We start from the raw sequence: 12,290 nt of genomic DNA, 5'->3' as shown, positions 1-12,290 counted from the left end.
CTCAAGCCGAACGAGCTGTGGGTCAGCGACATCACCCGTGCGCCGCACAAGGGAAGGCCGGGTCTACTGCGCTGCGGTCCTGGACGCTTTCAGCCACCGGATCGTGGGCCGGGGACTCGACTCCCGCCAGGACTCGACTCTCGTGGTCAATGCTCTGGACATGGCGATCCGGAACCGCCGCCCCCGCACTGGGCGGGATCTTGATGCCGATCACGGAAGCCATTTCACCTCTTGGTTTTCGGTGAGAGGATCCGCTCGGCCGGACTCCTGCCATCGCCGGTGTGAGGGAATTCGAACAACCGTACCCGGGCAATCGGTCCGACACGTCCTACGAACGAGATCGATGGCGACGAGTCAGGAACTCCCGGGTCAGGATCAAGCTGGTCCAAGGACGAGCCGGAGGTCATCAGGGCTGCACCGATGTATTCGTCGCCATCGACCGCCGACGAGTCCAGTGCCGATCAGACCATTCGATCCTGAAGCTCCCAGAAGGAGTCTCGAACCTTACGGCGCAACACCTTTCCGACAGGGCTACGGGGAAGATCGGCCCAGAAGTGTACCGCCTTAGGTGTCTTCATCCCGCCTAACCGTTCCCGCACGTAGGTGCGCAACTCAGTTTCGCTAGTCGACATTCCTGGCCGAAACTGGACAACAGCTGTCACGGCCTCGCCCCATTTGCTGTCAGGGACACCTACAACAGCGCAATCCTGCACCGCAGGATGAGACCACAGCACCTGCTCGATCTCGCTAGGGTAGATGTTGAATCCCCCGCTGATGATCATGTCGCGCATACGATCGGTGATATAGAGGTAGCCGTCGGCATCGAGATAGCCGACATCGCCGGTGTGGTGCCAGTCGGCGCGGTTGATCGGTGCGCCGTTGTGGTATCCCTCCATCACCAAGTCGCCACGGACGCAGATCTCACCTTGGCAGCCCACGCCGACACGGGCTCCTTCCGCGTCGAGAATTGCCAAGTCCACATAGGGAGTCCAGCGTCCACATGAGGCCAGGCCGGGCGCACCACCCTCAAGTGCAGCTGCATGATCCGCCGGCGACAGGTATGTGATCGCCATGGGCGCCTCAGCCTGCCCGTAGAACTGGGTCATGACTGCCCCGAAAGCGGTTATTGCCTCGCCGAGTTTAGCCACGCTCATCGGCGCCGCCGCATAGATGAAGTTTTGCAGGCTCGAGTAATCGTGCAAGCCGAGTGTCGGTTCGGCAAGCAGCATGTAGATCACCGTCGGCGGCAGGAACAGATGGGTTACCGCGTGTGTCTCAATCGCAGGAAGTATCGCGCTGGGCATCACCTGGCGGTGGACCAGATTAGTTGCACCTTTCGACATCAGGGCAAACGCCAGGAAACCTGCCGCATGCGTCATAGGCGCGGCGATCAGATGGACCGCTGTTGCGTCGGCGACCGGCATACTCGACAGGACGCTCGCCACAAAGATGTCGAAGACTCGATGCGTCAGGCGCGCTGCTTTGGGCTCTCCCGTGGTTCCACCAGTAGGCATGAGCACTGCGAGATCTGCCGGGCTGACATCGGGCAGCACGGGGGAATCGCCTGATTGGTGTGCGGCCATTTCAACTAGTTCGCTCATTCGCAACCACTCGATCTCGGACCGGTATGCGCTTACCTGAGCGGAGACGTCGGTGAGATCGTCGGCGACCACGCAGAACTCCGTGCTGGTGCTGACCAGGTATGTCGCGTTCGATTGTGGCTCGTTGCGCACATTCAACGGCACCCATACTCCGCCTGCGCGGAGTATGGCGAGGATCGTCATGAAGCCGAATGCCGAGTTGGGTGTCAGTACTCCCACGGGGGTTCCCACCGTTACACCGCATTCGAGGAGTGCCCGGGCCATCCCCGAGATAAGGGTGTCGGCTCTGCGGTACGTCCACGATCGGTGCTCATCGATGAGGAAGGCTCGATCGGGTGCGATCATGAGCCCGCGTGCGAATAGATTCGGTAGAGTCATACCGGCTGCCTCACTTCATTGTCCGTGGCAGTGATTCTTCTGAGCACATCCAACCAGCCAGCGCATGGTGCGCTGCCGGAGTATGCGATGAACTGGTCCGGCCGAACAAGCGTGTAATCCTCTGGGTAGAGGACTCGGGCTTCAGCCGGGAGAGCGACGATCGTCAACGGAATACCAGTTGTCTCCGCGGCCCCGATCAGCTCGGTTGTCGTACGTGCGGGCCGCTGCGGGCTGCCGATAGTCGTCAGCGCTGTGATTCCTGGGCCAAGCAGGTCGTAGAGTGCCGCGTCAGCGATCCAAATGTGCGGCGCAAGGTGTCCTGCGGTGGATCGAGGGATATATGTGGTGGCGGAGTTCTCCAAACCTTCCGCGGGGGCAACAATATTCGGCGAGTTTGCGTAGACACAGCCGAGTTGGACGCCGAGGGAGCGGAACTCGCGTGTCTTGGTGGCCGTGATGGCGTTGCCGACGCGAGCACGCGCGCGAGCCCCCATCGGCGTGTCCGCCGACAGCACCGGTTCGGCGAAGTCTCGGCTCAAGCGTCCGTAGTTGTCAACAGACTCTCTCAGGACCCTCTGGTGCACGGAGCGTCGCTCAGAGCCGTAGCTGTCGAGCAGACTGCCACCTCCCCAACCCTGTAGAACCGCGGCGAGCCGCCAGCCGAGATCGACGGCATCGCCGAGACCAGTATTCATTCCGTAACCGCCCATCGGCGGATGGAGATGGGCCGCATCTCCAGCGATCAGCACTCGCTGACGCCGATACACGTCCGCAAGCAACTGCCGCGCAGTCCAAGTGGCGGTATCCATGATCTCAACTTCGAGATCTGGAACACCAGCCATACCGCGCACATATTTCACAAGGTCCAACGTTCTTACGTCGAAGTCGCTTTCTAGGCCGGTAATCTGAGCCCACCACACACCCTCGAGGTCAAGACGCCCCATGATCCCAGGCCAATTCGGATGCACGATCCAATACTGTGTCGCATCCTGCTGAGGGTTCAGCATCGTGAGCGTGTCGGATCGGAAAACTACCCCCAGATTTCGGGCGATCGCGGGCTTTCCGCTCAATTCGATTCCGACCAATTGGCGTACATCGCTGCGTGACCCGTCACACCCGACAACCCACTGTGCGCGCACCACAGTCTCCGCACCGTCAGTGGCTCGGCATCTGACATCCACACCGCTGCTGTCCTGTTCGAGATCCGTCAGAGCGGTACCTGTCAATACTTCTACATCAAAATTCTCCCGCAAATTGTCCAACAGAACATTCTCGAATTCTCCTTGCGGAATAATCAAGGCCGTCTCCGGAGCGGCATCGTCAGGAACCTGCCGCGTCATCAACGCATTTGAAAAACGTGCGATCTCGAACCCCGTCAATTCGGTCACGAATGCGACATCGCCAGGACTGTCGCGCCCCAGAGGGGCGGCTGATTTCACAGCGTCAACGAGGCCCCAACGGCGCAGTAGGGTCATCGACCTGACGTTGAGAAGCTTGGCCCGCGGCTGGAGCAACGCCGAGCGTTCCGACCGCTCGACCACCAGCACATCGACCTTGCGCGAGGCAAGTTCCGTAGCGGTTGCTAACCCAACCGGGCCCGCGCCGACAACCAGCACCTCGGCTGATCGGTTCTGTCTACCGTTCATCCACCCGCCTTTAAACAAGCATCTTGACTGTCAAGTATCATGACTGTAGGGTCTTTTAGCAAGAGGGGACCAAACAGACGAATAGACAGATTCCGGGAGATGGCCGCCGAAGGGCCCAATCGTTCGATCTCTGGCTACTCGGGCCTGTATCCCCCCAGCCGCGGTCTCGATAGGAATCTCGGCGTGCACATCGCCCACACCGAACGCGGGCGCAGCGCCTAGGCCTTCCGAAGGAGCGATCAGACCCATGCGTGCGACAAAGTCAAAGCCGATGATGGTGAGCTATACGTCGAGGAGCGCGGCGCCGGCCCGGATCTCGTTATGGTCATCGCCGCGGGCGGTACTGCGGACATGTTCTGTGACGTCGCCGATGACCTTGCTCAGGCATACCGCGTGATCGCATACGACCGCTGCGGCAATTCCCGCCCAGTATCTGCCGCTCGCCCGACCCCTGGACGGTTACGCAGCGAGCGCGGGACCGCGTGACTATATACGAAGCCCTCGACGCGGAACAACCGATTGTCTTCGGAACAGGTTCGGGCGCTGTGATTACTTTCGCTGCTGTCGAGATGGTTCAAATGCGCTCCACTCGCCTAATTCTGCACAAGCCTGCATTCTTGCTGCTGCTGCCGGAGAGCAGTGCTCCACTGGCCGCGCTGCAACACCAGCTACACCAAATCTGCGAAGCGCAAGGAGACAGTGAAACCCTTGAATGTTTCCTACTGAACGCTGACTCGGATCCGGACGCCCGACGTAGGCATCCAGAACTTTGGCTGCGGCTACGGATAAATGGTGCCGTCTTCTGCGACGCAGAAGTCTACTCTCTTTCCACGTACCTGCCTGACGGTCAATCGGAATTCCTGCCAGTCACCCCCATTCGGAGTGAACGCAGCCCTGACTTCGTGCAGGCATTAACAACCGCCACTGCCCATATGTTGTACTGCCGATTGTAACCGAAGCCGGGAGCCATTCGAGGTGTATGAGCGATCTGAATGGATTTGCATTCGCAGTCAGAGAGGCCGCAATATCGTAACTCCGACGGTCCAGCGTCCGATCGACTCCGTCCCGTAGAGGCGGAATCGATTTATAAATCGAAATTACCAAGACATGCAATGGAGCCCAATATGCACCGGAAAGTAATTGTCGCGGGCGTGGGCGTAACGCCCTTTACTACCCCCCGAAACTCCGAGCCATATGACTTGATGGGTGCAAAAGCTGTTCAAGCCGCACTTGTCGACGCCGGCCTCGAATACGATTCGATACAGCAAGCGTACGTCGGTTATGTCTACGGCGAATCAACGGCGGGCCAGGCAGCGGTCTACAAGGTCGGAACCACTGGAATCCCAATCTTCAATGTAAACAATAACTGCTCAACCGGTTCGACCGCATTGTTTCTCGCAAGGCAAGCCATCGAGAGCGGCGCTGCTGATGTGGTGCTAGCTTTGGGGTTCGAACAAATGCAACGCGGCGCCCTTGTAATGAATCACTATGCTGATCGACCGGCGCCGCTCGACAGTTTCGAACGCGCAGTAGAAGATATTCAAGAAAATTCGCCTGCGCCGTTCGCCACTAGGTTCTTCGGAGGCGCGGGGCGCGAATACTCAGAACTCTACGATATGAATTGGGAGGTATTCGCGCAGGTAGCAGTAAAAGCTCGTCGGCACGCCGCGCACAATCCATACGCCGTCTTTCGCCGTCCAGTTTCGGTGGACGAGGTACTGGCCTCGCCTGCGATCTATGGGCCCTTGACCCGGCTGCAGTGCTGCCCGCCGACGTCCGGAGCCGCTGCTGCAGTGCTGGTCGGCCAAGATTATGCACGGAGGCATGGCCTCCGGTCGGATATAAGGATTGCCGCACAATCAATGAGGACAGACTTCTCTTCCACCTTCGACGGTCGCTCGATGATCGGCGTGGTGGGTTATGACATTACGCGAGCTGCAGCCCACGATGTGTATGAAGCAGCCGGTGTCAACCCGATGGACGTGAGCGTCGTCGAGTTGCACGATTGCTTCACCACCAACGAGGTTTTGAGTTATGAAGCGCTAGGACTCACTCCCGAAGGAACTGCTGAGAAGTTCATTGCGGACGGGGACAATACCTACGGAGGACGGGTTGTCACCAACCCGTCGGGCGGCCTGCTGTCGAAGGGGCATCCCCTAGGAGCAACCGGCCTCGCGCAGTGCGCCGAATTGGTATGGCAATTGCGCGATAGCGCGGGTGCCCGACAGGTCGAGGGCGCAAAACTTGGACTGCAGCATAATATTGGCCTTGGGGGCGCTGCCGTTGTCACTCTGTATTCAAAGATGAGCGAAAGACCGAGTGGCTAGAAGGATTGATGAAATATTACATCAGGATCAGTCGTTGCAACCCGTTTGAAACGACGAGTAGTGAAGTTTCTAATCCTAGCCAGGTCGCGTCATTTGCTCTGCAATGCAGTGATTGGTCGAATTCGACGTCGTGCGCATCGCCAAATTTGGCCTTACCACGGTGTAATGTTGTCCTCAGTCTCACCGATGACATCTATCCCCGAACCCACAACACGCATGTCAGAACCCTGACACGACGGGTGAAAATCCATGGCAGTGAGGGGTGCGGCAGAACGTTCGGTCGTGGTGATGGATCATGTTGTAGCTGAGCCGGGTTCGTTGTGTGACCGGATCGATGGCCGGTTCCGGCGGGCCGAGCCGCAGACCTGGACCCGTGAGTAGGTGTCCGGGCTGGTCTCTGGTCTCGGGCATAAGAACGGCTGGATGCTGGCCGAGCAGGCTGGCGAGGTCAGCCCGGACGGCATGCAGCGGCTGCTGCGATGGGCGGACTGGGATATCGGCAGGGTCCGTGACGATGTGGTGGAGAATCTCGGCGAGGCGGACGGTGTCCTGATCTGCAATGAGACCGGATTCTAGAAAAGGCCTCAAGTCCGTCGGCGTGCAGCGCCAATACTCCGGCACGGCCGGGCGGACGGAGGACTCGCAGATCGGCACGTTCCTGGCCTACGCGTCGAAACACGGGCACGCACAGGTCAATCGGGAGTTGCATATCCCGAAGTCCTGGATCGAGGACCGTGACCGTTGCCGCGTGGCGGCATTCCCGATGACGTCGAGTTGATGCCCCTCGGCAGGCGATGGCGCGAGCCCTCGAAGCCGGGGTTCCGTATCGGTGGTTCACCGCCGACGAAGCCTATGGGGCAGGTCAAATACCTGCGAGTATGGCTCGAACTGCACGACGTCGCGCACGCGATGGCCACGTGCCGCAACGACACCTTCATCATCACTGAGTGTGGTGATGACCGCGCCGACATCCTGATCGCGTGCTTGCCGGCGCGAGCGTGGAAGCGGCTGTCGGTCGGCGCGGGAGCGCACTGGCCCCGGGATACGACTGGGCGCGTCTGCCGATCCGTATCGAGTGGACGTCCGGCCGCGGTCACTGGGTGCTGGCCCATCGTTTGATCAACAAACCTGACCGAACTCGCTTGGGTCGCCGGGTCACGCTGGCACATCGAGGAAGCGATCCAGCAGGAAAAAAACGAAGCCGGACTGGATCACTATTAGGTCCCGACCTTCCGGTCGTGGTTTGCCCACATCACCCTGTCCATGCTCCCACTGGCCTGGCTCGCCGGATCCAAAGCCGTTGCCATACTGGTCGGCGGTTCGTCATTGACGGCGAGGTTGTCGCCCCGGAGCTGCCAGCGCGTATTTCGATGGCAGCGGAATCCGCTCGGTTCGATAAATAATTTAGCATCTGACTTCCTCGATTCAAGCTCGCACGATTGACGACTGATGGCGAACGGTATGGGCCGGGACACATCAGTTCGACCAGTTCAGTGTTACTCACGAACAATCATCACGCACTAATGCCGTACACTCATCCCCCAAACGAGAATCTGTCCGACCACTAGCGCAATAGTCCGCAGGCGTCGCCCCTGCTAACTTCCGGAAGACGAGCGATTAAATTCCGTTTCAGGACACGAGCTCTCTTTGCCTCGGTAAAGGGCTCATAACCACGTCATGTCCAGCAGCTTCTCTCACGACCCCCCAAGGCCACCACGGATACTCGAGGCCGCCGCGCATCACAAGGTCAGGCGTGCGGTGTTCACCTCGTCGGGTGTCGCGGCCGGCCACGGCGAGGTGAACACCTGTACGACCGAGTCGATGTGAAGCGAGCCCGCGGGCGCCCCGGCCAGCGCGTATCCCGATTACAAGATTCTCGCCGAGCGCGAGGCCTGGAATGTCGCGACCGGGCTGGAACTGAACGTGGATCCGCCATGGCTGGAGGTCCTGCTCGCTCAGCGTGCAGTCTGCGATTCTGCCCATTCTTTGCATGGTCGGTAGATCGACGACGGCGGATGAGAATGCGCGGCCGATGTTGCGCTCGAAGGTGAGGTTCGCCCTCCTCGACCTGTCCGGCACGCGCCTGACCGCGCAGTTGCCCTATCAATGGGATGGCTTGGGCCGAGCCGGTCGCCCCAAGGCGAGAGTCGTTCGACAAACCCTCCCGAGGGGGGTGATGGCTACCCGACCTCGTCTGTGTCGTATCGGTTCGGAATGAACTTTGCAGGAGTGTGTTCCGGCCTGGGGGCGAGAGCTTCGCGGGTCGGAAACTCATTGCAGCCGCGCGACTCGACGACATACGCATCTGCCACGCCGACGGAGTCGTGGGCAATCGTCTGTTTGTGAGCAATCGTGCCGCCGACCTAGTTGCGCAATTGTCGTTGACATCGATAGTCGGGATACCCGATGGTTCGGGCCATGTACGGCGTCGCAGCCTGGCCTGGGCTCGATTCACCTGTAGACAGATCCGACATAGATGTATCCGACATCCGCCTGCTGAATGGACGCGTAGTCGACGCTCGTGTCGGCTGGTGGGGTCTGATGCTCCTGCCCGGCCCCCTCTCGCATCGTAGGATTCAGAGCGTCGAGCCGTGGTGAAGGGAATCATTCCGACACCGGCCGGCGACAACGGACGTCGACCCATCTCGGACTCCTGTGTTACGGGACTGCGGCTTCAGAGATGGCGCGGGCGAATTCCTGCGAATGTTCCAAATATCCCAGGTGTCCACCTTTCACCAGCGCGGTCCTGCAGTTTAAGGTGGCTGCCGATGCCAGCGCCAATATCTGGATGAATTCCGGGCTATCTTCGCTGTGGAGAAGGGTAATTGGTGGAAGTTCGGAATTTATTTTAGGCACATAGCTGGATAACGCTTCGAACTCGTCGGAAAAGAAGGTCGAACCGTTTTTCCGAATGCGAGCCCAGAGTTCCGGAGAATTCGCGGATTGGGCGTCGATACCGAGTCCGGCATTCAGGAGAAACCATTCGAGCGCCACGTCGGCACCGCTCTCTTCGCACACATCCCTGAGCTGCGTCCGCAGGGACGCCAGCAGATGCTGCCCTTCGGGCAACAAGAGTATGAACGCCGGCTCATGGAGCAGGAGCCGAGCCGGTTGCACATATCCCAACTCGGTCGCGGCTAACGCGATCACCGCACCCGAGCTCGTCCCGAAGAGGATCGAATGTTCCGCATGCATGGCTGCGCAGACCGCGGCGAGATCGCCTGCCTGTTGCTCGACAGTCCATGGGCCGGGGTGACTGCAGGTGCTGCGGGAATTCCCGCGACGGTCGAAGGTGATCACCCGGTGGGTGGCGGCGAGATGGTCGGCGACCGCGTCGAACATGCCCGCGTCGCCACCTGCCCCTGTGACCATAACTAGGTCCGGCCCGGTGCCACGCTCCTCGGCATACAACTGCATGCAATCGAGTTCAACCGTCACGCTCAGCATCGAGCACTCTCCTTCGATCAACCGCTTGCCAGACGAGGCTATAGTCCCATTAGCTGATAGTCAAGAAACTTGTTTAACCGGAGTGAGCCTTGAACAGCAAGATGAATCGATCCACCGAGGTGCTGATTGCCGGTGCCGGTCCGGTCGGGCTGGCCGTCGCCATCGAACTTGCTTCACGCAACGTTGATGTCATGGTGGTGCAGCAATCCGAGGAGCCATCGCGCCAATCGCGAGCGAAGCTCGTCAACGTTCGGTCGGTGACGTCGTTGCGGCGCTGGCGGATTGTCGATGCCGTCAAGTCCGCAGCACCGCTGGGCACGGACAGTCTCGGCGACATCGCCTTCCTCACCGATTTGGTCGGTTTGAAGTCGCTCGACTGTCGGGTACGCTGATGACCAGCAACGTTCCCGGTAATGTCGCACCGAGACGGCCCTGACGATTCTGCAGGGCGCCCTCGAACGCGTGCGGCGCGCCACGCTGCGGGGCCAGTTGGCGTCGAGGTGCTCGCCGGGTATCGCGCTGACGAATCTCGACCAGGACAGCGAGGGAGTCGACGTCGGTGCTGAGAGACCGACGATAAGGGGATCCTGGTTCACGCGAGGTGGGTTGTCGGGCGCGATGGGCCACACAGTGATGTCCGCCGGTTGGTGGGGATCGAGCTGTCCGGGACTCCCGCGATCGCTCAAAATCTGGATGCCGTCTTCCACTCCGATGAGTTCACCGCGCTCAACACTCATCCCGACGCGACCCAGTACTGGGTCCTCAACCCTCGATCACCCGGGATAATGGGGCGTCTGGATCCCGAGGGGGCCTGGTGGGCTCAGCTGACGGGTCTTGTCGATGATCCGGCTGCGCTGGATATCGTCGAATACCTCCGCGCGATGGCGGGCGTTCCCGATCGCGACGTCGATGTGGTCGATACCGGGAAATGGATCGCGAAACAGATGCTGGCCGACACTTACCGGCGCGCGCGGATCCTGATCGCCGGAGACGCCGCGCACCTCCCTCCGCCGACGGGCGGCCGTGGCATGAACATGGGACTAAACGATGCGGTGGATCTCGGCTGACGACTCGCGGCGGTGCCGAAAGGATGGGGAGGCGAAGGCATCCTCGACGGTCATGTCACCGAACGACGTTCTGTCCACCAGTGGGTCCTGGCGGAGTCGACCGGCAACTACGGCTATCTGAGCGGGCACTTCGCAGAACCCGCCCTGTTGGCAGACACACCGGCCGGGGCTCGCGCACGAGATACCATCGGCCGATTGGGTCGCACCCCGCCGTGCAGGACTGCGCGGTGATCGGTGTGCCCGATGACAAATGGGCTGAGGCAGTGACCGCAGTCGTGCAGTTACAGCTCGGATAGTCGGTCGGCGAGGACGAGTTGCTCGCTTTGGTCCGCCAGCAGTTGGGCGGCATGAAGATGCCCAAGACTGTGCACTTCTGGGCCGACATTCCACGCAGCCCCGTTGGCAAGGTAGTGCAGCGCAAGGTACAGGACTCGTTCCGGCCATTCCAGAACCAGTAGATATGGGTGGGTGATGCCGGGGAGAGCATTGAACTCACTCCGGCGTCACCGTCCCTACCAGACTCTGCTGAGCCGCGTGGACTTCGAGGCATCGGTATCGGATTTCAGGTATAGGCGCAATGTTTGCATTGTCCTGTCGAGCTCGTCGCGGCCCACGATGCCGGCAACCTCGTCCTCCACTGTCGCCCATGCCTGTGCGGCTCGGATCAGCTGTTGCCTGCCTTCTTGTGTGATCGCTATGTCCCAGGACCGACGGTCGGTCGGATTGACAGCGCGGCTGATGAAATCGCGTTCCTCAAGTTGGTCGACGAGTTGGCTCATGGCCTGTTTCGACACCTGATTGATCTCGGCCAATTCTTTGATGCTTCGGGGTTGCTCCTCGACCGCGTGCAGCACATACGCGTGGGACGGTCGAAGCCATCCCTCGCCCTGTTCGGCCAGAACGGCGGAGTGGCGCTCGACTATCGCACGGAAAGTCACTGCCATGAGCATGCCGAGGTTGTCCCAGTTCGGCGTCGAAGCTTCAGGTGGCTCAGAACGACGTGCAGACACGACCTCAGCATAGGTGTTCACCTACTGCGCCCAGGCGAGCGGGATGCGTTCGTCGGCCTTGGGGGCGATGTCGCATTGATCGTCTCCCCCTGCCTGGTGCGTTGGGGGGTTGTAGACAACGGTGCCTGCCATCGAGGCCACCACGGCGGTGAACCCCTCGGTAGATGTCATCTGCCTCGGAACATCGGCGGGCATCACGACGGTGTCACCCGCGGTCACCTCGAACTTCGAGCCATCCAAGTCCAAGTTGAAACTGCCACTCAGGATGGTCCATACGGTCTCGCGGTCGAAGATGTGGGCAGGTCCCTCCCGGTCGGCCAAGAACTCGACATGCCACACGGCCAGATCGGCCGTGCCGCCTCTAGTCGGTGAGGCAAGCGTACTCATGGTGCCGTTCGGGGTTTCGATGCGGCGCCGATCGGCGGAACGGATGACAGACATCAGGGACTCCAAGGTGGTAGGGGCAAAAGTATGTCGTCGACACCTCTATAGTCAATGTTCTTGACTATATTGTCAAGCGGAACGTACAGCGTTCGGTATCAACAGTCGACGCGTGGTAGCGAAGTCTCCTTTGATCGCCAGGCGTTTGGGCTCCCGCTGCCGCGTCGAACGTTCGTTCGCTGGACAACGGCAGTAAGGGTCGCGCTTGCCCCTGTTGTCCATCGCGCTCAGGACCGCCGCCGTTCGGTTCGAAATCCCGTCACCGCTCCGGGTCATCCCTAGTGTTCTGCGCCTGAAATGCGTTGGCTAATTGTAGGATTCGGCGGTGGCGAGGACGGGGCGGCCGAGATCGGGTCCAGAGTTGGTGGTGACC

Annotated in this window: 9 protein-coding genes and 2 pseudogenes; 6 read left to right on the top strand and 5 right to left on the bottom strand. The window is 60.4% G+C overall.

The window, feature by feature from the left end:
* Nucleotides 1–276 (top strand): annotated as a pseudogene (locus ACWCPQ_RS34575) (DDE-type integrase/transposase/recombinase); the annotation flags it as partial.
* 185 nt (nt 277–461) lie between these two features.
* On the opposite strand, the gene ACWCPQ_RS34570 reads toward ACWCPQ_RS34575, so the two are convergent.
* Nucleotides 462–1,946, bottom strand: a complete 1,485-nt coding sequence (locus ACWCPQ_RS34570; RefSeq protein WP_449907247.1) for an AMP-binding protein — start codon at nt 1,944–1,946, stop codon at nt 462–464.
* Nucleotides 1,947–1,975: 29 nt separating this feature from the next.
* Nucleotides 1,976–3,625, bottom strand: a complete 1,650-nt coding sequence (locus tag ACWCPQ_RS34565; RefSeq protein ID WP_449907244.1) for an FAD-dependent monooxygenase — start codon at nt 3,623–3,625, stop codon at nt 1,976–1,978.
* A 1,124-nt stretch (nt 3,626–4,749) separates the two neighbouring features.
* Between ACWCPQ_RS34565 and ACWCPQ_RS34560 the strand changes: the two genes are divergently transcribed.
* Complete coding sequence (locus tag ACWCPQ_RS34560; protein ID WP_449907241.1) at nt 4,750–5,952, top strand: lipid-transfer protein; 1,203 nt, start codon at nt 4,750–4,752, stop codon at nt 5,950–5,952.
* A gap of 282 nt (nt 5,953–6,234) precedes the next feature.
* Nucleotides 6,235–7,260 (top strand): annotated as a pseudogene (locus ACWCPQ_RS34555) (IS701 family transposase); the annotation flags it as partial.
* A 1,350-nt stretch (nt 7,261–8,610) separates the two neighbouring features.
* Here ACWCPQ_RS34555 and ACWCPQ_RS34550 read toward each other — a convergent pair.
* Nucleotides 8,611–9,399, bottom strand: a complete 789-nt coding sequence (locus tag ACWCPQ_RS34550; protein WP_449907238.1) for an alpha/beta fold hydrolase — start codon at nt 9,397–9,399, stop codon at nt 8,611–8,613.
* 89 nt (nt 9,400–9,488) lie between these two features.
* On the opposite strand from ACWCPQ_RS34550, the gene ACWCPQ_RS34545 reads away from it, so the two are divergent.
* The 3 genes from ACWCPQ_RS34545 to ACWCPQ_RS34535 all read left to right on the top strand — a co-directional run bounded on the left by ACWCPQ_RS34545 (nt 9,489) and on the right by ACWCPQ_RS34535 (nt 10,762).
* Nucleotides 9,489–9,791 carry an FAD-dependent monooxygenase gene (locus ACWCPQ_RS34545; RefSeq protein WP_449907235.1) on the top strand — a complete coding sequence of 101 codons (303 nt, stop codon included), beginning with the start codon at nt 9,489–9,491 and terminating at the stop codon, nt 9,789–9,791.
* Nucleotides 9,792–9,983: 192 nt separating this feature from the next.
* Nucleotides 9,984–10,466 carry an FAD-dependent monooxygenase gene (locus ACWCPQ_RS34540; RefSeq protein WP_449907250.1) on the top strand — a complete coding sequence of 161 codons (483 nt, stop codon included), beginning with the start codon at nt 9,984–9,986 and terminating at the stop codon, nt 10,464–10,466.
* 23 nt (nt 10,467–10,489) lie between these two features.
* Nucleotides 10,490–10,762: an AMP-binding enzyme gene (locus tag ACWCPQ_RS34535; protein ID WP_449907232.1), complete on the top strand. Its 273-nt coding sequence runs from the start codon at nt 10,490–10,492 to the stop codon at nt 10,760–10,762.
* 216 nt (nt 10,763–10,978) lie between these two features.
* On the opposite strand, the gene ACWCPQ_RS34530 is transcribed toward ACWCPQ_RS34535, so the two are convergent.
* Together ACWCPQ_RS34530 and ACWCPQ_RS34525 are read right to left on the bottom strand one after the other, a co-directional pair.
* On the bottom strand, nt 10,979–11,476 hold the full coding sequence (locus ACWCPQ_RS34530) for a MarR family winged helix-turn-helix transcriptional regulator (RefSeq protein WP_449907229.1): 498 nt from the start codon (nt 11,474–11,476) through the stop codon (nt 10,979–10,981).
* 21 nt (nt 11,477–11,497) lie between these two features.
* The gene (locus ACWCPQ_RS34525) at nt 11,498–11,917 is read right to left on the bottom strand and encodes a cupin domain-containing protein (RefSeq protein WP_449907226.1); all 420 of its coding nucleotides are present in this window, start codon (nt 11,915–11,917) and stop codon (nt 11,498–11,500) included.
* Nucleotides 11,918–12,290 lie beyond the last annotated feature (373 nt).

Source organism: Nocardia sp. NPDC001965 (assembly GCF_053594175.1).
Note: the sequence above shows the minus strand (reverse complement) of the source record. Positions and strands in the feature narration are given on the sequence as shown.